Annotated in this window: 15 protein-coding genes; 7 read left to right on the plus strand and 8 right to left on the minus strand. The window is 59.8% G+C overall.

All coding sequences use genetic code 11. The annotated features are described in order from the left end of the window. Positions 1-70 precede the first annotated feature (70 nt). A complete protein-coding gene (locus L6D74_RS04500) occupies positions 71-2188 on the minus strand; it encodes an acyltransferase family protein (RefSeq protein ID WP_236187786.1) in 2118 nt (705 codons plus the stop codon). Positions 2189-2295: 107 nt separating this feature from the next. Beyond that, on the minus strand, positions 2296-3309 hold the full coding sequence (locus tag L6D74_RS04505; protein ID WP_064596917.1) for an aldo/keto reductase: 1014 nt from the start codon (positions 3307-3309) through the stop codon (positions 2296-2298). A 252-nt stretch (positions 3310-3561) separates the two neighbouring features. Between L6D74_RS04505 and L6D74_RS04510 the strand changes: the two genes are divergently transcribed. Continuing rightward, positions 3562-5520: an Ig-like domain-containing protein gene (locus L6D74_RS04510; RefSeq protein ID WP_236187789.1), complete on the plus strand. Its 1959-nt coding sequence runs from the start codon at positions 3562-3564 to the stop codon at positions 5518-5520. A 56-nt stretch (positions 5521-5576) separates the two neighbouring features. On the opposite strand, the gene L6D74_RS04515 is transcribed toward L6D74_RS04510, so the two are convergent. Continuing rightward, a complete protein-coding gene (locus tag L6D74_RS04515) occupies positions 5577-6476 on the minus strand; it encodes a LysR family transcriptional regulator (protein WP_236187791.1) in 900 nt (299 codons plus the stop codon). Between the two features lie 97 nt (positions 6477-6573). Between L6D74_RS04515 and L6D74_RS04520 the strand changes: the two genes are divergently transcribed. Together L6D74_RS04520 and L6D74_RS04525 are read left to right on the plus strand one after the other, a co-directional pair. After that, a complete protein-coding gene (locus L6D74_RS04520; protein WP_236187793.1) occupies positions 6574-6936 on the plus strand; it encodes a VOC family protein in 363 nt (120 codons plus the stop codon). Between the two features lie 602 nt (positions 6937-7538). Next, positions 7539-7910 (plus strand): DUF6124 family protein, encoded by a 372-nt coding sequence (locus L6D74_RS04525; protein ID WP_236187795.1) that lies wholly within the window; start codon positions 7539-7541, stop codon positions 7908-7910. A gap of 56 nt (positions 7911-7966) precedes the next feature. Here L6D74_RS04525 and L6D74_RS04530 read toward each other — a convergent pair whose 3' ends face one another. Next, entirely contained in the window at positions 7967-9277 is a 1311-nt protein-coding gene (locus tag L6D74_RS04530; RefSeq protein WP_085646684.1) for an MFS transporter, read from the minus strand. A 171-nt stretch (positions 9278-9448) separates the two neighbouring features. Here L6D74_RS04530 and L6D74_RS04535 point away from each other — a divergent pair, with 171 nt between their 5' ends. The 4 genes from L6D74_RS04535 to L6D74_RS04550 all read left to right on the plus strand — a co-directional run bounded on the left by L6D74_RS04535 (position 9449) and on the right by L6D74_RS04550 (position 14880). Then, entirely contained in the window at positions 9449-10573 is a 1125-nt protein-coding gene (locus L6D74_RS04535; protein ID WP_236187797.1) for a sugar diacid recognition domain-containing protein, read from the plus strand. Between the two features lie 90 nt (positions 10574-10663). Next, on the plus strand, positions 10664-11803 hold the full coding sequence (locus L6D74_RS04540; RefSeq protein WP_236187798.1) for a glycerate kinase: 1140 nt from the start codon (positions 10664-10666) through the stop codon (positions 11801-11803). A gap of 222 nt (positions 11804-12025) precedes the next feature. After that, entirely contained in the window at positions 12026-13651 is a 1626-nt protein-coding gene (locus L6D74_RS04545) for a methyl-accepting chemotaxis protein (RefSeq protein ID WP_236187806.1), read from the plus strand. Positions 13652-13692: 41 nt separating this feature from the next. Beyond that, a complete protein-coding gene (locus L6D74_RS04550) occupies positions 13693-14880 on the plus strand; it encodes a pyridoxal phosphate-dependent aminotransferase (RefSeq protein ID WP_236187809.1) in 1188 nt (395 codons plus the stop codon). A gap of 141 nt (positions 14881-15021) precedes the next feature. Here L6D74_RS04550 and L6D74_RS04555 read toward each other — a convergent pair whose 3' ends face one another. From L6D74_RS04555 to L6D74_RS04570, 4 genes are all read right to left on the minus strand, one after another. Continuing rightward, positions 15022-15999 carry a 2-hydroxyacid dehydrogenase gene (locus L6D74_RS04555; protein WP_236187811.1) on the minus strand — a complete coding sequence of 326 codons (978 nt, stop codon included), beginning with the start codon at positions 15997-15999 and terminating at the stop codon, positions 15022-15024. A gap of 21 nt (positions 16000-16020) precedes the next feature. Beyond that, a complete protein-coding gene (locus L6D74_RS04560; RefSeq protein ID WP_192561175.1) occupies positions 16021-17319 on the minus strand; it encodes an MFS transporter in 1299 nt (432 codons plus the stop codon). A gap of 70 nt (positions 17320-17389) precedes the next feature. After that, positions 17390-18409, minus strand: coding sequence for a sugar kinase (locus L6D74_RS04565; protein WP_236187812.1), 1020 nt, complete (start codon positions 18407-18409; stop codon positions 17390-17392). Then, positions 18402-19184, minus strand: coding sequence for a sugar phosphate isomerase/epimerase family protein (locus tag L6D74_RS04570; RefSeq protein ID WP_236187814.1), 783 nt, complete (start codon positions 19182-19184; stop codon positions 18402-18404). The genes L6D74_RS04565 and L6D74_RS04570 overlap by 8 nt, the downstream gene beginning before the upstream one ends. Positions 19185-19350: the final 166 nt, after the last annotated feature.

Genomic DNA, 19350 nt, shown 5'->3' on the forward strand with positions numbered 1-19350 from the left:
AGCCTGTAGACCTTAGCCTGCTCGCGAAGCGTTCAGCCTTGCTGCGGAGCCCGTCCGGAGGCACGAATCATCACTGCGCACCTTGCAAGGGATTGCCAAAGTTCATGAGGTACATCTCGCCAAACTTGTAAGAGGCGTAATCGGTGATGTGCCCTATGTCACGATAGACCGGAAAACCGTCGACCGTGTTCATGCACGCATCACCTGTGCATTGCACGGTTTTCGGGTCAATGACAATTAATCCGGGGTACTCAGTCTTCAGGTCATTAAAGAGTGTTTCCAGCGCTGGTTCTTTGCTGCCGGACCATGGCGTAGTAGCACAGAGGTTGCCTTGCTCGACACTGCCCATCAACCCACGCAACTTGACCTGGCGCAACAGGCACGCATTGATCCCAGGTGGCATGGGCAGCGTGTTCTCCAGAAACACCGGGATAGCGCCTGATGCGACGATAATATCCAGGGCTTGCCGGATTGCTACGCCAAAGCGTTGTCGAGACAGTTCCAGGCTGTGAGGATCATCGCGTTTAGTGACGATGTCACCGTTCAGATAAGCCTCCCAGAACTGGCCCACAATCACATACTTGAAGTGCTTGTTCGCAATCATCTCGTAATAGCGTTGAGCGGCGTCGTGGCATTTTTGAAACAACGCGTTCTTGTATTTTTTCGCGTCGTACTGGTAGATCCCGGGCAAGGCCAGGCACGCCGGGTAAGCCTGTGCGAGTACAGCAAGATTGGCATCCCTGGCCAGCGTTTCAACGAAACCCCAGTAGTGATTCGAAAACGAATCGCCCATCAGAAATATTTGTGGCGCCGCGTGATCGGCGCCCGATATGCAGCCAGGATCGGCACCATCGCTGACACCAAGACATCCTTCCCGAGCAACTGGCACGGATGCTTTCAAATCGTTGAGCATGTTGCTGTAGCCCTGATTGAAGCGGCCCGGCCAGCCTTCGTGCCTGACACTGGCCGAGTGCAGCAGCGACAGGCCGATAGCGGGCAAAATCATCAGTACCACGAGCGTTTTGGCAAAACCAAATCGTGCCTTGCGGAACTTGTTTTCAATCAGCACATAAGAGAGCCAGGCCGAGACGAAAGTGCAAACGAAGTAAATGATTGTCATCGACGGGGTTAGCGCTATTCCCATGTAATTCATCACCGCCAGGATCGGCCAGTGCCATAGATACAAGGAGTACGAGAGCGTGCCGATAAACACCAAGGGTCTAAACGCGAGCAGCTTGGCGAAAATGCTTGCATCACCAATCCCCTGATACAGCAACGCTGCAGTGGCGAGACACACGGCAATGGCATGGTATTGCGGGAATCCCGGCAAGATATCGTCCCGGGTGGCGCAATAGATGATCGTGACCAGCGAAAGTGCACAGACCACAGAGGCGCTCAGGCGATTGAGCCGGAACTTGCCCGTACTGAAGATGACCGCACAAGAGCCGATCATCAATTCGAAAATCCGCGCAGCGAAGAAGTAGTAGTTTTTCTCAGGAGTGGCGTAAGACAGGTACAGCGCGAGTACCATTGCTGCCACGGTCAGGCCGAGCACCGCTGCTTTGAAAATAACGTTCGGCAGATAGCGGTTGAGCAGCCAGATGCCCAGGGGGAGTATCAGATACCACTGCCATTCGATGGCCAGAGACCAGGTGTGCAACAGCGGCAGGCTTGCTGCATCCGGTGTGGCGTAACCCGTGGTCACTTTGGAAAAGTACTGGTTGGAGATGATTAACGAGGTGTACTTTTCGCTTTTTAAAAAATCGACGTAATCATCGGGCAAGTACAGCAGCGTCGTGAGCATCAATGTGACGATCAATAAAGCAATAACGGCCGGTTGCAGTCGCCAGATCCGGCGCGTGTAGAACCCGGAGAAAGTGAACGTACCGTTGTGCAGCGACTTCATGATGATAGCGGTGGTCAAATAACCCGAAATCACGAAGAAGATATCGACGCCGATGAAACCGGACGGGAAAAGCGCCAGTCCGCCGTGGAAGATCAACACCAGTAGAACAGCGATGGCGCGAAGTCCGTCAATGTCGGCCCGGTACGCGAGGGAAGGGCGGCGATCGCCGAAAGTTGCGGGCTCTATAGCGCAAGTGAGGGGGCGCAGATCTTTATCGCCCGTTAATTTGAACAGCAGCCCGCGCAGTGGCTTTCTGAAGAGCTCGGCGGAGCGATTGGACATGTGCTGATCCCTGGCAAATTCCGAACGATCAATCAGCTTCCGTTTGATCGCGCTTGATTCGATAAAAAACAGCCGATTGTATCGGCTGTTCAAGGTTAAGGAAAATCCTACGCCTGATGGGGTTTGCGGCCTGAAACAAAATGGCTCACATCATTAAACCCCGGCGTAGACGCATGCCCCGGCGTCACCAGCGAGTCGATAAACGCCTCATCCTCGGCTGTAATCTTCACCGACTGCGCTTTGGTGTACGCATCCCACTGCTCCTCAGTGCGCGGCCCGACGATCGCCGATGTCACCGCGCCGTTGTTCAGCACCCAGGCAATCGCAAACTCGACGATCCCGACCCCACGCTCCTGGGTGTATTGCTGAATCTGCTGGGCAATGCGCAACGATTCCACCCGCCATTCGGTTTCCAGAATCCGTTTGTCCTGGCGTCCGGCACGGCTGTTGGCATCCGGAGTCACGTCCGGCGCGTACTTGCCGCTGAGCACGCCACGGGCCAGCGGGCTGTAAGGCACCACGCCGAGGCCGTAGCTCTGGGCGGCGGTAATCTGCTCGGTTTCGGCCTGGCGGTTGACGATGTTGTACAGCGGCTGGCTGATCACCGGGCGATCGACTCCCAATTTGTCCGCCACTCGAATCACCTCGGCAATCCGCCAGCCGCGATAGTTCGACAGGCCCCAATAACGGATCTTGCCCTGGCGAATCAGATCGCCTATGGCCGAGATCGTCACTTCCAGCGGGGTGTTGTGGTCCTCGCGATGCAGGTAATAGATGTCGAGGTAGTCGGTGCCGAGCCGGGTCAGGCTGGCCTCCAGACCATTGAAAATGTGCTTGCGGCTCAGACCGCTGCGGTTCGGCACGCCGTCCACCGGGCCGAAACCGACCTTGGTCGCCAGCACCCATTCATGGCGGTGGCGGGCAATGGCCTCGCCGACGATCTCTTCCGAGCGGCCATTGGTGTAAACGTCGGCGGTGTCGATGAAATTGATGCCCTGATCCCAGGCCTTGTCGATGATGCGCAGCGAATCTTCTGCGCTGGTCTGCTCGCCGAACATCATCGTGCCGAGAGTGAGGGTGGACACCTGCAACCCCGAGTGACCCAGTGTGCGATAGCTCATGCCGAAATCCTTTTGTCGGTGGGAAAGCTTCCATCAAATACCAGAAACCTTGCTGGGGGCAATCCGATTTATCGCAGGCTACGGAAGTCCGATCGAAGTAAACGCTCGATCCACAGATATAAAACGACAACAGACAACCACTTGTCGCCACTGTCAGATCTGACAGTAGCGAACGGACTTCAGGATCAGATCTTATTTCATCTGAGACCGGAGAGTATCCGGGTGAAATGCCGATGACTCAGGAGCGTTGCCATGAACACTGAAACACTGGAACAACCAGATAGCGATAACGCTGTGCTTGCGTTGTATCCACCCAATCTGGTCGACAGCAACAAGTCGGTCGTGGGGGCAGATTGTGGCATTGCCATCAATTACTACGACCTGACCCCTATGGGGGCGAAAGTCAGGGTCGATCCTTATGTCGATCAAGCTCCGGGAGACACTGTCTCTCTGAATTTGAACGGCGAACTGAATATCGCCAGCACTCAAACTCAGTCCACGGATGATGCAGTCATTCTGTACATCCCGAAAAACAAGCTGTTATCCGGTGCAGATATCATCAATGAGCTGACTTACACCGTGACCAGACGCAGCCAGAACCAAGGCACCTCCGAACCACCGCTGCGAGTCCTTTATTACGGCATTCGACCCGGCAAGGAGAATCGCATTCCCGGTAGGCCAGGCCATTCTGAGCTCAAACTGATCTTGCCGCAGGATGTGCTGGACTACGGAATCGATGCGGATCGCGCCGAGCAGGGTGTACACGTTAGTTTCGAATACCCCTATTGTGGGGCGTTCAACACAATTCGCCTGAACTGCAACGGCCATGACGTATTCCGCGAGGTTACCGCAGATGAGGCACCCTTGACGCCGACAGCCGTACCGACACGAATTTGCCTTACATTGACAAAAGCTGATCTGGAACAGGTCAAAGACCATCCGCAGGCTGTTTTCAACTTCACGGTTAATGACCAAGTCGGCAATGGAGCTGACCCGGATTCCCCTTGGTCGGCATCCCTGTTGGTGACTGTTGATATGCAGGGCGCGCGTTTGACTGCACCTGATATCACCGAAGACCCGGATGATCCCAATGATGCGCCGGACACCATCGACCTGAACAAGCTCGGCACCAACGACCTGACCATCCAGGTACACGTACTGAGCCCGCCATGGACGGCGAATGACGTCATTCGCGTGAAGTACGTGGCAACACCGAACTCCGGCGGTACTCCGGTGGAGCACAGTGTTGAAGCTCCCGTCGCGCGCATCCCGTTCGTGCAGAAATTGCTGATTCCCAACACCAAGGTCATTGCCGACAGCGTGGTCAGGGTCAGTTACGAGCAAGTCAGGGGCGGGGCGGTCATTGCGCGCTCTCGAGTGGCGATGGCGCGGGTCATTCTGGCGCCGGTCATTACCGCAGCCAAAGACCTGGCCGGCGTTGTGTTGGAAAACGGAGGTTCCGTTTCCCACAACAAGATAATCCTGGAAGGGTCGGCACTTGCGGGCGCGGTATTGGAAATTCTTGATGGTGCGGTGGTTGTCGGGGAGGTCCGTACGGGCGCTGATTACAAATGGAAAAGCACGGCGATATCGATTGCTGTTGGGCGGCATGTTTTTACTGCCCGGGAAAAGGCAGGGAATCAGTTGGTTTCGGAACCTTGGGCGATTGAGCGGTTGGCGTTCAGCATGGATAGGACGCAACTAAGGCTTGCGGGACTGTCGATCAGAGTTCCACAGTGGATAAAGACCGGCCAGGACTCAATTGGCAATATCGGCGTTCGGGTTCCAACCGGAGGGGTTAAGCCGTATGACTATGCATCGTCTGATCCGACGACCGTTTCGGTGACGGAGCAAGGGAAAGTCAGCGGATTGAAGAATGGCGTGGCAACCATCTATGTCACTGATCAGGAGGGGACTACCCTGACTTATCTGGCAGTTGTCACCAACGTCTGGAAACTGCAGATCAGTGATCAGTTATATACCTTTCTGAACGCTGAAAAATGGATGCATACGCTGGGAGGGCGTCACACCTACGACGGTGCAATCATGCAGGACCTCCTGCGAGTTTATGTAGTCCCGCCTCGTGAGATCAATGTATGGACGTGTGGGACTTTCGGGCATTGGGGAGGGTACATCGCACCTAGTAATAGATTTAATAGCACTACACATTCAACTGCCCAGTGGACTTCCTGGTGCTTGACCGCTACCTGATTGAAGCGTCGTTTTCCATGGCCGGTGTGACGCTCGCCATGGGAATAACTGCGAGTTCATAGATTGAATGACAGGCAACGCTCGCGCAAAAATGCCTGCAACACCTTCACCCGCTCCGAGACCTGCACCCGGTGCGGGCACAGCAGATTGAATGGCACGCTCTCGCCGTGCCAATCATCGAACAGGGTCACCAGCCGCCCGGCGCGCACGTCTTCGGCCACGTCGAGCCAGGCCTTGTAAGCGATGCCGTGCCCGGCGAGTGCCCAGCGGCGGGCGACTTCGCCGTCGTCGCTGAGGTAGTCGCCGCGTACTTCGACCTCGATGGTTTCGTCGTCGCGATGGAAACGCCAGGTGTTGTAAGGACGGCCGTTGCGCAGGTAGAGCAGGGCGCTGTGATCGCTCAGTTCAGCAGGATTTTGCGGTGTGCCGTGGCGTTTCAGATACACAGGGCTGGCGCAGGCGACACGACGATGCTCAGGCAGGATCGGCAACGCCACCAGCGTCGAATCAATCGGCACGCCAAAGCGCAGCGCCACATCCACCGTTTCGCGAAACAGATCCGCATGCCGGTCGTTGAGCAGCAATTGCAGTTGAATGTGCGGGTGTTCGCGCTTGAAATCGTCCAGCCATGGCAGCAACACATTGCGCCCGAAATCCGACGGCGCTGCCAGTTGCAGCACGCCGCTCAGGCCTTCGGTCTGCTGCTTGAGCGCCTGCTCGCCCTCGGCCAGTGTCGCCAATGCAAGACGCACGCTTTCCAGATAGCGCCGGCCTTCTTCGGTCAGGCGCATGCTGCGGGTCGAGCGGGCGAAGAGGCGGATGCCGAGGCGGGTTTCCAGGCGTTTCAACGCGATGCTGGCGGCGGCCGGCGTCAGCTCAAGCGCCCGGGCGGCGGCGGAAATGCTGCCGGAGTCGGCGGTGCGGACGAAGATTTCCAGATCGAGGATTGAGCTCATTAGTAAAAATCCGTTGAAGATCCTTGGCGTTTTGCGGGATTTTTCCGGGATTGGCAAGCACAGATACTGGAATCCTGAATAACCGCAGGAGACAGACATGACGTGGACATTTGATCATCTGGCCTTCAACACTGGTGACGGCCAAGCGCTGCAGGACGCTTTTGGTGGGTTACTGGGATTGACGCCGGGGCGTCGGCCGCCGTTTCCGTTTCCCGGGCGGTGGTTGTATCAGGATGAGCAGGCGTTGGTGCATGTGATTGAGCAGCCTTCGTTTGGGGACGCTGCTTTGAGCCATATTGCGTTTCGCACCGATGAAGAGGCGGCGGTGGTTTTGAAGCGGGTGCAGGGGAGCGGGTTGCCGTATCAGGTGGCGCAGTTGCCGGAGGATGGGATCTGGCAGATTTTTGTGCAGATGCCGGGTGGGGTGGTTCTGGAGTTGGATGCGAAATCGGGGGCCTAGAATCAAGGGCTCCCTCACCCCAGCCCTCTCCCGGAGGGAGACGGAGCCGACGGAGGTGTTCTCACAAGTTACGCCGACGTGAAATACCGAGTTGGACTCAGGCTTAGAAAATCACACCTCACGATTCTTACAGACGTGGGATATCGAGTCGAACTCGCGCTTTGAAAAGCACCGAGATCGGCTCCCTTTCCCCCTCGCCCCCTTTGGGGGAGAGGGCTGGGGTGAGGGGGTAGGTTCTCAAGTGCACCGCAGTGTTTAAGCCATGCGTTTAAAGGACACGTTCAGACACGCCTCCCAGGCTACACAACCTTGCGCCGTTGCCTACGACTGCGCCAGAATCCGCCGGCTTGTGCGCTTATGGGCCGGGTTTTATCGTTGTCCCGTCGCTGAAAAGAACAGCGATCGGGTTTGGTAGCCCGGGTCTTTAAGTGCAGAGTGCTCCATTTTGTAGAGTCTTTTGTCTCTGTTTTATGGTGGTCATTCGCAGGGCACCTTCGGGTGCGCCGTTTCTCCTAAGGCCCGGTCTACCAACCTGCGTCTGGCCACCACCATCGTTTGGTAGCGAGTGTGGTGGCTCCAATAAGCGCCTTAGGAGTTTCACCATGATCAAACCAACACCCAACCCACCCGAAGCCGATTCAACGTCCCCCTACGAAACCCTCGACTCGAAGAAATTCCACGAAGCCGCCGAACGCGCCCTCGATCACTACCTCAATCCGCTGCTTCCCAGAAAACCGCTGCTCAAACCCAACGCCCGCTACCTCATCGCCTCCGGCATCGACAGCGAAGAACTGCTGGCCGATGCCTGCGAGACGCTGACCTCTGCCAAAGTCATGGCGACCGACTTCGCCGGACTGGTGGACGGCTCGCAGAGGCATGTGCTGCTGGGCATTGCGCAACTGATCATGCTGAGTGAACTGGCGGTGAACCGGGCGCTGGATAATCTGGAACTCAAGACTGAAGCACCGCTGTAGCTAGATCCAAAAGAAAAACGGCCCGAAAAGGGCCGTTTCTGTATTTCGACTAAGGCTTAAGCCCGCAACGTCCGCGTCATCCGCAACGCCAGCAAACTCCCGCCAACAATCACACCCGCCAGCAGGTACAACGCCGCATCCGTCGACCCGGTGCTGTCTTTGACCCAACCCACAAGGTAAGGGCTCAAGAACCCCGCCATCTGCCCCATGGAGTTGATCAACGCCAACCCACCCGCCGCAGCACCCGCGCTCAGCATGGCCGTCGGCACTGGCCAGAACATCGGCAACCCAGTCAACGCACCCATGGTCGCAATGGTCAGACCGAGAATCGCAATCGCCGGATTCGCCGCGAAGTTCACCGCGATCAGCAGGCCGACAGCGCCCATCAACATCGGCACCACCAAGTGCCAGCGGCGTTCTTTACGCAAGTCCGCCGAACGCCCGACCACCAGCATGAATACCGCCGCCAGCAGATACGGAATCGCACTCAACCAGCCGATCACCAGGTTGTCGCTGAAGCCGAGGTTCTTGATGATCGACGGCAGCCAGAAGTTGATTGCGTACACGCCGCTCTGGATGCAGAAGTAGATCAGACCGAAAGCCCAGATCGCCGGGTTCTTGAACACGGCGATCAGCGAATCGGAAGTGGTTTTCGGCTTGTTCGCCAGGTCTTCCGCCTGATCGGCTTCCAGCACCGAACGCTCATGCGGGGTCAGCCACTTGGCGTTGGCGAAGTTGTCGCTGAGCAGGAAATAGGCGAGGGCGCCCAGTACTACGGTCGGAATGCCTTGCAGCAGGAACATCCACTGCCAACCGGCCAAACCGCCCTGGCCGGCGGCGAAGTGATTGAGGATCCAGCCGGAAAACGGGCTGCCGAGCAGGCCGGACACCGGGATCGCCGACATGAACAACGCCATGATCCGGCCACGGCGGAAGGTCGGGAACCACTGCGAAAGGTAGAGCACAACGCCCGGGAAGAACCCGGCTTCGGCCGCGCCGGTGAACAGGCGCAGGGTGTAGAACTCGGTCGGCGTGGTGACGAACAGCAGGCAGGTCGACAGCGTGCCCCAGGTGATCATCATCAGCGCGATCCAGCGCCGTGGCCCGAATTTGGTCAGCGCCAGGTTGCTCGGCACGCCGCACAGCACGTAGCCGATGAAGAAGATACCGGCACCGAGGCCGTACACGGTTTCGCTGAATTTCAGCGCATCCAGCATCTGCAGTTTGGCGAATCCAACGTTGACCCGGTCGAGGTAGTTGAACAGGTAGCAGATGAAGATGAAGGGGATCAAACGCAGGGTGATGCGTTTGTAGACGGCATTTTTATCGTCAGCGATGGTCTGGGCGGCAGCGGCGCTCTGCGACATGGCGGCTCTCTCTTTATTATGATTTTTTGCGATGCAAAGGGTAACGTTGATCGCCCTGAGAGTCTCGGCCACCTTTGGCCGGATTGTCTTTGTGCCTGAGCACAGGGTTTGCCGCCAGACCCTGTGCGGGTGAACAACCGTCCGCGCCTGTTTTCAAGGATTCCAGCCCCTATGTTCGAACTCGATCACGACCTCGCCCAGGACATCGTCGACCGGGCCATGGCCATTTTGCCGTACAACGTCAACGTCATGGACAGCCAGGGGCTGATCCTCGGCAGTGGCGAGCCGGAGCGGATCAACACCCGCCACGAAGGCGCGCAACTGGTGCTGGCCAACGGGCGGGTGGTCGAAATCGACGCGCAGACGGCGGTGCATCTCAAAGGCGTGCAACCTGGGATCAATCTGCCGCTGCTGCTCGATCAGCGTTTGATCGGTGTGCTCGGCATTACCGGCGAGCCGGAGCAATTGCGCACTTACGCCGAACTGGTGCGCATGACGGCTGAAATGCTGGTCGGCCAGCGCAACCAGCAATCCGAACAGCAATGGCGGCGGCAGCGTTGCGATGATTTGCTGGCACTGCTGTTGAGTGAAGCAGGGGATTCGCCGCGTTTGGTGGATGAAGCCCAGCAGCTAGGGCTCAAACCGCAACTGACACGAGTACCGTATCTGTTCGAGTTGGGCCTGGAACACGGGCCGGGGCAAACCGTCGAGGCGCTGAGTGCCTGGCTGGTGTCGCGCTATCCCGACAGTTGGTGCGTGAGTTCGGCCAAGTCGTCACTGCTGTGGTGCCGGCCGGCGAGTCAGAACGTCGAGCATGATCGCCTGCTGGAAAAACTCGATGGTCTGGGCTGGAACATTCTGCGTATCGCGGTTGGCGGGCAGGCCGATGGGCTGGCCGGGTTGCGCCGTTGCTATCGACGGGTCGGCGACTTGCTCGCTTATGGCCGTGAAGTGCTGCCGCGTTCACGGCTGCTGACCCTCAATCGCTATCGCTTGCCGGTGATGCTCTGGCGCCATCGCAACGACGATGCGCTGGATGAACTGCTCAAACCGTTGCGCAAAGTGATCGCCAAGGACAGCAACGGCCAATTGCTCGCGACCCTGCGCAGCTGGTGCGATCACGACGGCCAGAGCCAGGCCTGCGCCGATGCCTTGGGGATACACCGCAACAGCCTGCGCTACCGAATGGAGCGGGTTGCCGAGTTGAGCGGGGTCGATCCGTTGAAGCTCGACGGGATGCTGGCGTTGTATCTGGGTGTGCAATTGCTGCCGCAGACCGACGATTTGTCGAAATGAACAATAAACGCCTGCACGACTTGTGCAGCGGACAGGCGTCAACGCGCAAGGCGACTGGCAGCATGAGGGCATTGGAACTGGAGAATTCGCATGAAAATCGTCATCGCCCCCGATTCGTTCAAGGACAGCCTGAGTGCCCAAGGCGTTGCAGAAGCCATTGCGTTGGGCCTGGCGCAGGTCTGGCCGCAGGCGACGCTGGTCAAGTGCCCGATGGCCGACGGTGGCGAAGGCACGGTGGAGTCGATTCTCGCCGCGTGCGAAGGCGAATTGCGCCGGACCCGCGTGCGCGGCCCGTTGGGCGCAGCGGTCGAAGCCGCGTGGGGCTGGTTGCCACACAACCACACCGCAATCATCGAAATGGCCGAGGCCAGCGGTCTGCAATTGGTGCCGCCGGGGCAGCGTGACGCGTGCATCAGCAGCACCTTCGGCACCGGTGAGCTGATCCGCGCCGCGCTGGATGCCGGCGCGCAGCGAGTCATTCTGGCCATCGGCGGCAGTGCCACCAATGACGGTGGCGCCGGCGCCATGCAAGCGTTGGGCGTGAAACTGCTGGATGCTCAAGGGCAATCGCTGGTGCCGGGAGGTCTGGCGTTGGCGCAACTCGCACGTCTGGACCTGAGCGAGCTCGACCCGCGTCTGACGCAAGTGCGTTTCGACATCGCCGCCGATGTCAACAATCCGCTGTGCGGCCCCCACGGCGCCTCGGCGATTTTCGGCCCGCAGAAGGGCGCATCCCCTGCGCAAGTGCAACAACTGGATCAGGCCCTCGGTCACTTCGCCGAACTCTGCGCGCAAGCGCTGGGCAAGGATGTACGGGATGAACCGGGCAGCGGTGCCGCAGGTGGATTGGGCTTTGCCGCCAAGGCGTTTCTCGGTGCGCGATTCCAGGCCGGTGTCGAAGTGGTCGCCGAGCTGGTCGGACTGGCCGACGCAGTAAAGGACGCAGATCTGGTGATTACTGGAGAAGGGCGCTTCGATGCCCAGACCCTGCGCGGCAAAACCCCGTTTGGCGTCGCGCGGATCGCCAAGCAACACGGCGTACCGGTGATCGTCATTGCCGGTACGTTGGGCGAGGGCTATCAAGCGCTCTACGATCACGGCATCGACGCTGCATTCGCGGTCACCAGCGGCCCGATGACCCTTGAACAGGCCTGCGCCGAAGCCCCGCGCCTGTTGCGTGAACGTGCAACAGATATTGCTCGCGTATGGCGTATTGCAACTCCGGCCTGACCTGTCAGTCATCATCTGAAACGACGGGTGTTTCAGCGCTGAAACACCCGCAGCGCCATGAAAAATATTTCATCTTTCCCCGCAAACTTCCTCAAGCCTGGCCGATACAGAAATCAGGCGCACACAAGATTTTCCAAAACAGTGACGCCGGAACGAAGCCCGCCCACGGGCCCGTGATAACAGCATGGACGCTCGTAGTTTCAACTATCCGAGAGTCCTTCTATGTCCCTGCGTAATCTGAATATCGCGCCCCGTGCCTTCCTCGGTTTTGCCTTCATTGCCTTGTTGGTGATCGTGCTCGGCGTGTTCGCCGTCAATCGCATGTCGATCATCCGTCAGGCTTCCCTGGAGATGGACTCGACGCAGTTACCAAGCGTCACCCAACTCGCGGTGGTTACGGAGAACGTGTTGCGCCTGCGGATTCTCTCGTTCCGCATTCTGGTCAACCGCGAACCGGCCGGTTTGCAGGAAGCCCAGACCCGCATCGGTGTGCTGGTGGACAAGGTGCGCGCTGCCCAGGCCGGTTATGCAGTATTGCCGGCGGGGCCAGAAGAACGGGCGCTGTATCAGGAATTCTCGACGACCCTCGACAACTACGTGCAGGCGCAGAACCAGATGATGGATTTGTCGCGCCAGGACAAGCTCGACGAGATGCGCGCCTTGATCAACACGAAGATCAAGGACGGCACCGACAAGATGGGCGAACAACTCAACAAGCTGATCGCGATCAACGCCGCCGACGCGAAGACCGCTTCCACTCAGGCGGGTGAGTATTACAACAGTGCCATTACCGGCATCATCGCCGTGTCTGTAATTGCCGCGTTGTTGACCGTATTGCTGGCCTGGCTGCTGACCCGCAGCATCGTCACCCCGCTGAACCGCGCTGTCGCTGCCGCGCAAACCATCGCTGGCGGCAACCTGACCAAAGCCATCGAAATCGACGGCAAGGACGAACCGGCGCGCCTGCTTGAAGCGCTGGCGGCGATGCAGACCAACCTGCGCAAAACCATCGAGCAGATCGCCGGCTCCGCCACGCAACTGGGCGCCGCCGCCGAAGAACTGAGCGCCGTGACCGAAGAAGCGTCCCGTGGCTTGCAACAGCAGAACGACGAAATCGAACAGGCCGCCACTGCCGTCAACGAAATGACCGCAGCGGTGGAAGAAGTTGCGCGCAACGCGGTGTCGACCTCCGAAGCCTCGAACCAGTCGACCCACGCCGCCCGTGAAGGTCGCGATCAGGTGGTGAAAACCGTCGACGCGATCCAGACCATGACCCACGACGTGCAGAACACCGCGCAAATGATCGAAGGCCTGGCCGCTCAGGGCCGCGACATCGGCAAGGTGCTGGACGTGATCCGCGCCATCGCCGAACAGACCAACCTGCTGGCGCTCAACGCCGCCATCGAAGCGGCCCGTGCCGGTGAAGCCGGGCGCGGATTCGCGGTGGTAGCGGACGAAGTTCGCGCCCTGGCCCATCGCACTGCGCAATCGACCCAGGAAATCGAAAAAATGGTCGCCGGCATCCAGAACGGAACCGGTGAAGCGGTCGAGTCGATGCAGCAAAGCAACCAGCGCACCCAGACCACCCTGGAAATGGCCCGCGCCGCCGGTGTTGCACTGGAGCAGATCACCCAATCGATTCACCAGATCAACGAGCGCAACCTGGTGATCGCCAGCGCCTCGGAAGAGCAGGCGCAGGTGTCCCGCGAGGTCGACCGCAATCTGGTCAACATCCGCGATCTGGCCACCCAGTCAGCGGCTGGCGCGAATCAAACCAGTGCCGCGACCCACGAACTGTCGCGCCTGGCGGTGGATTTGAATGCGATGGTGGCGCGCTTTGTGATTTGACCTAGGGTGAAGGCTGGAGACCGCGCAATCAGGAGACGTACATGCGCTATTCAGCCTTGACCCAACTAATCGCCGGGGAGGGAGCAGCGGCCTGGCGGATTCACGACCGAGCGCTGGAGCTGCGCGCCGAGGGCATTGATGTCTTGCTGCTGTCCGTGGGTGATCCGGATTTCGATACGCCGCTGCCGATCATCCACGGCGCCATCGACAGCCTGCTGGCGGGCGATACCCATTATTCCGACGTGCGCGGCCGGCTGGAGCTGCGCAAGCAGATCGCCGAGCGCCATCGACGCAACAGCGGCCAGGATGTGGATGCCGAGCAGGTGATCGTGCTGCCCGGCGCGCAATGCGCGGTGTATTCGGTGGCGCAATGTCTGCTGGATCCGGGCGATGAAGTGATCGTTGCCGAACCGATGTACGTGACCTACGAAGGCGTGTTCGGTGCCTGCGGCGCAACCGTGGTGCCTGTGCCGGTTCGTCCGGAGAATGGTTTTCGCGTCGACCCGGCGGATGTCGCGGCGCGGATCACTCCCAGGACACGAGCCATTTTGCTCAACAGTCCCAACAATCCTTCCGGTGCGAGCCTGTCGCTGCTGATCTGGCAAGAGCTGGCAGCGCTGTGCATCCGTCATGACTTGTGGCTGATCAGCGATGAGGTCTACAGCGAATTGTTATACGAAGGCGAGCACGTCAGCCCGGCGAGCCTGCCGGGCATGGCCGAGCGCACGGCGACCATTAACAGCCTATCCAAATCCCATGCCATGACCGGGTGGCGGATCGGCTGGATGATCGGGCCGAAACCCTTGGCGGAACATCTGGTGAATCTGTCGCTGAGCATGCTGTTCGGGCTGCCGGACTTTGTGCAGAAAGCGGCGCAGATCGCGCTGGAGAAAGATCTGCCGGAAGTGACGCAGATGCGCGAGGAATACCGCTTGCGTCGGGATCTGGTGTGCGAGCGGTTACGTGGGTGTCCGGGGTTGTACCCGATCAAGCCGGATGGCGGGATGTTCGTGATGGTCGACGTGCGCCAGACCGGGCTCGGCGCGCAGGACTTTGCCGAGCGCCTGCTGGAGGGGTATGGGGTTTCGGTGCTGGCAGGGGAAGCGTTCGGGCCCAGTGCGGCGGGGCATATCCGTATCGGATTGGTGGTGGATCGGGTGAAGCTGGCGGATGCGTGTTCGCGGATTGCCTTCTGTGCTGCGCAGCTTTTGCAAGTGCGCAGTGCCTGAGAATTTTGTGTTGTCAGCACCGGCCTCTTCGCGAGCAAGCTCGCTCCCACAGTGACCGTGTCGTCCACAAAATCTGTGTACGCCATAAAACCTGTGGGAGCGGGCTTGCCCGCGAAGACGGCCTGACAGGCGCTGAAGATTTCAGCCTTGCCAAGCTGATGAATTCACCAAATTCACCGGCCTTTCTCCCGCCAACGCCGCCAACAGATTCTCCACCGCACACCGCGCCATCGCCTCGCGCGTCTCATGGGTCGCCGAGCCCATGTGCGGCGTCGCCACCACGTTGTTCATCTGCAACAACGGCGAGTCATGATTCAGCGGCTCACGCTCGAACACATCCAGCCCCGCCGCGCGAATCCGGTTATGCCGCAAGGTGTCGATCATCGCCGCTTCGTCCACCACTTTGCCCCGGGAAATATTGATGAAGATGCTCTCCGGGCGCATCAACGCAAACTGTTCGGCGCCAATCAAACCTTCAGTCTGCGCTGTCAACGGCAAGGTCAGGCAGATGAAATCCGCCTGCTGCAACAGATCCTCCAGGCTGCGGTACTGCGCATCGAAGCGCGCCTCGACCGCGGGTTTGCGCGACTGGCTGTGATAGATCACCGGCATCCCGAAGCCGAAATGCCCCCGCTGCGCCAGCGCCTCACCGATCCGCCCCATGCCGATGATGCCCAGGGTCTTGCCATGCACATCGGTGCCGAAATGCGCCGGGCCGATGCTGCGGTGCCAATGACCGCCGCGCACCATGTTCGCCAGTTCCACCACGCGCCGGGCGCTGGCCAGGATCAGGGCGAAACCGGTGTCGGCGGTGGTTTCGGTGAGCACGTCCGGGGTGTTGGTCAGCAGGATTTTGCGCCGGGTCAGGTAGTCGATGTCGTAGTTGTCTACGCCCACCGACACACTGGAAATCGCCTCGAGCTTTGGCGCCAGATCGAGCAGTGCCGCGTCCAGTTTCAGGCTTGCGCCGAGCAAACCGTGAGCACCGGGCAAGGCGTCGCGCAGTTTCATCAGGCCATCGGCGTCGAGGCTGTCGATAAGCGTCACATCGACCTGTTCCTCAAGGCGCGCCATCAACGTCGGCGACAGTTTTTTGTACAGCACAACCTGCTTTTTCATCGCAGTCATCTCTCTATCAATTCAGGAATGGGCCGGCAGCGGACGCGGTGCGACACGCTTGGCCGTCACCCGGTCGCTCGCGCCGGGCTTGAGAAAAATCGTCAGCACCACCGAGAGCATCAGTGCGCCGCTCATCAGCAGGTACGAAGCGCCGGGCGAACCGGTGGAGCTGTTCAGGTAGCCGACCAGATACGAGCCGCCGAACGAGCCGAGGGCGCCCATGCTGTTGATCAGCGCCATCGCACCGCCGGCGACATTGGCCGGCAGGATCTCGGGGACGATGGCGAAGAACGGCCCGTAAGGCGCGTACATGCAGGCGCCAGCGATCACCAGCAGCGTGTACGACCACCAGAAATGCTCCGCGCCCAAGGCGTAGGAACCGTAGAACGCCACCGAGGCAATCAGCAGCGGCGGCCAGACGAAGCGTTTGCGCTTTTGCAGTTTGTCCGAGCCCCAGGACACCAGCAGCATGCCGATCACTGCCGCCAGATAAGGCAGGGCCGAGAGCCAGCCGGCCTCGATCATGTCCATCTGCGCGCCGGCCTTGAGGATCGACGGCAGCCACAACACGAAGCCGTAGACGCCGATGCTCCAGCAGAAAAATTGCAGCGCCAGAATGATCACCTTCGGCGAACGGAAGGCTTCGGCGTAGTTCTTCACTGCTTTGATCCCGACCTGTTCGGCCGCCAGGGCGCTTTCCAGATCGTGCTTCTCCTGGTCGTTGAGCCACTTGGCCTGGGCCGGACGATCATCGGCCAGCTTCCACCAGATAAAGGCCCAAAGGACTGCCGGCAGACCTTCGATGATGAACATCCAGCGCCAGCTGAAATGCTGCACCAGATAGCCCGACACCACCGACATCCACAGCATCGTTACCGGGTTGCCGAGGATCAGGAAGGTGTTGGCCCGCGAGCGTTCGGCGCGGGTGAACCAGTGGCAGAGATAGACCAGCATCGCCGGCATCACCGCCGCTTCGACCACGCCGAGCATGAAGCGGATGACGATCAGCCAATAGGCGTTGGAGACCACGCCGGTCAGGGTGGCGAGCCCGCCCCAGAGGATCAGGCTGACGAAAATCAGCTTCTTCACGCTGTGTTTTTGCGCGTAGATCGCGCCGGGCACCTGGAAGAAAAAGTAACCGAGGAAGAACAGCGCGCCGAGCAGCGAGGACAGGCCCGGCGTGATCATCAGGTCGGCGGCCATCCCGGAGGCGGCGGCGAACCCGTAGTTGGCACGGTCGAGGTACGCCAGGCTGTAGGTGATGAACACGATCGGCATGATGTACCACCAGCGGCGGGTGGCGAGGGTTGCGGTTTTCATGGTCTTGCTCCTGAGCTTGTTGTTTTTGTCGCAGCAGGTTCAATTGATTGATTGGTTGTTTGTACTGGCCCTATCGCGAGCAGGCTCGCTCCCACAAGGGGTCTGAGTTGGAACCCGATCCAGTGTGGGAGCGAGCCTGCTCGCGATTGGCTGCCTCGAATTCAGCAGACAGTTCGGATCGGGTCGGCAAACCTTCCATATCACCACGGCTCTGCACCGCTCGGCTGCCAATCCAGTTGGCGCGTCTGACCGCCTCGGGAAAACTCTGGTGCTCCAGCAGGGCGCTGATCATCCCCACCGCAAATCCGTCCCCGGCCCCCACCGTATCGACCACGGTCTGGACCGGCACGCCGGCGACAAACCCCTGATCCAGATGGGTGCGGTAATACGCACCCTGCGGCCCGAGCTTGATCGCTACGGCTTCGGCACCTTGATCGAGATAAAACGCCGCGATATCCGCCGGGTCCTCAAACCCGGTCAGCAAGCGGCCTTCGCTCAAGCCCGGCAGCACCCAGTGGGCGAGGGCGGCGAGACGGTTGATCTCGCTGATCATCTCCCGTGCGCTGGCCCACAGGCTCGGGCGCAGGTTCGGGTCGAACGACACGCTGCGCCCGGCGTTGCGCATGCGGGTCATCAGTTCACGGGACATTTCCCGCGCCGAAGCTGACAGCGCCGGCGGGATGCCGGTGGCGTGCAGATGCCGGGCGCCCAGCAGCGTCGGGGTGATCGACTGCGGTGACAGATGGCTGGCTGCCGAGCCACGACGGAAGTACTCGACCGTCGGATCGCTGCCGTCATCGTTGCGCGACTTGAGCTGGAAACCGGTCGGATGAGCCTTGTCGACTTCGACATGGCTGCAATCCAGTCCCTCACGGGCCAGGGTTTCGACGACAAATCGTCCCAGCGAATCAGCACCGACCCGGCTCAGCCACGCGACCCTGAAGCCCAGCCGCGACAAGCCGATGGCGACGTTGCTGTCCGCCCCGGCAATCCGTTTGTGGAACTGCCCGACGCAGGCCAGATCACCGCTCTGTTCGGCGACAAACATGGCCATGGTTTCGCCGAACGACAGAATATCGATCTCAGACATGAGCAGGCTCCAGACGGGATTGGCCGAGGCGGGCAAGGGCGGCGACGTGTTCGGTGGTGAGTTGCACCAGGTCATCGCCCTGCAACGGGTATTCGGCGGCGCGCATAACGCCTTGGGCCATGTGCCGCAGCAGTTGTTCCCACAGATGCAGGTCGGTGGCGGCGGGCGGTACTGCCACCAGTTTGCCGTCGGCACGGCGGGCCACGGCTTTGCAATGCACGTAACCGACATGACGGCCCAACAAGCGTGCGGCGCTGGTGGCGGACTGGTCTTGCCACTGCCAGTTGCCGATGTCGAAGGTCATCTTGATCGGCAGGTTGTGTTGCTCGACGGCAGCGAAGAAACGCTGGAACGGTTCGATCCGCCCGCCGTGCAGGGTCTGGTCGTTCTCTACCAGCAGTTGCACAGGGCTCTGCGCAAGAATTTGCGCGAAGGTCTGCAAATCGTTGTTGTCGGTGAAGAAGCCCAGGGAAACCTTCAGCCACTTCGAACCGAACGCTTCGGCATTTTGTAGCGCCGTGATGAGCTCGGGATTGGGTCGCGACTGACCGGCCAGCCACAGTTCGGTGGGTGAGGAATAGATGCTCTGCAGGCCTTGAGCGTGTGTGGCGGTGGCGAGTAGATCGGGGACTTCGTTGGTCAGCAGTTCTTCGCGCCACTCGATGCGATTGGCCCCGGCAGCGGCCAGCACCTCGATGAACGAAGCCTGACCATTGCGGCGAACGAGGTCAGCGCCGTAGCTGGACAGGCTGATGGAAACGGCGGGTTTAGTCACTTGGGCAAAAGAGTCATGATCCGTGCATGACACATGGGTCGAGCCTTGGTTGGGGAAACTGCTGGAAACGGCGGGTTTAATCACTTGGGCAAAAGAGTCATGATCCGTGCATGACACATGGGTCGAGCCTTGGTTGGGGAAATTGCTGGAAACGGCGGGTTTATTC

The organism is Pseudomonas pharyngis (assembly GCF_021602345.1).
In the GTDB taxonomy this organism is placed as follows: Bacteria; Pseudomonadota; Gammaproteobacteria; order Pseudomonadales; family Pseudomonadaceae; genus Aquipseudomonas; species Aquipseudomonas pharyngis.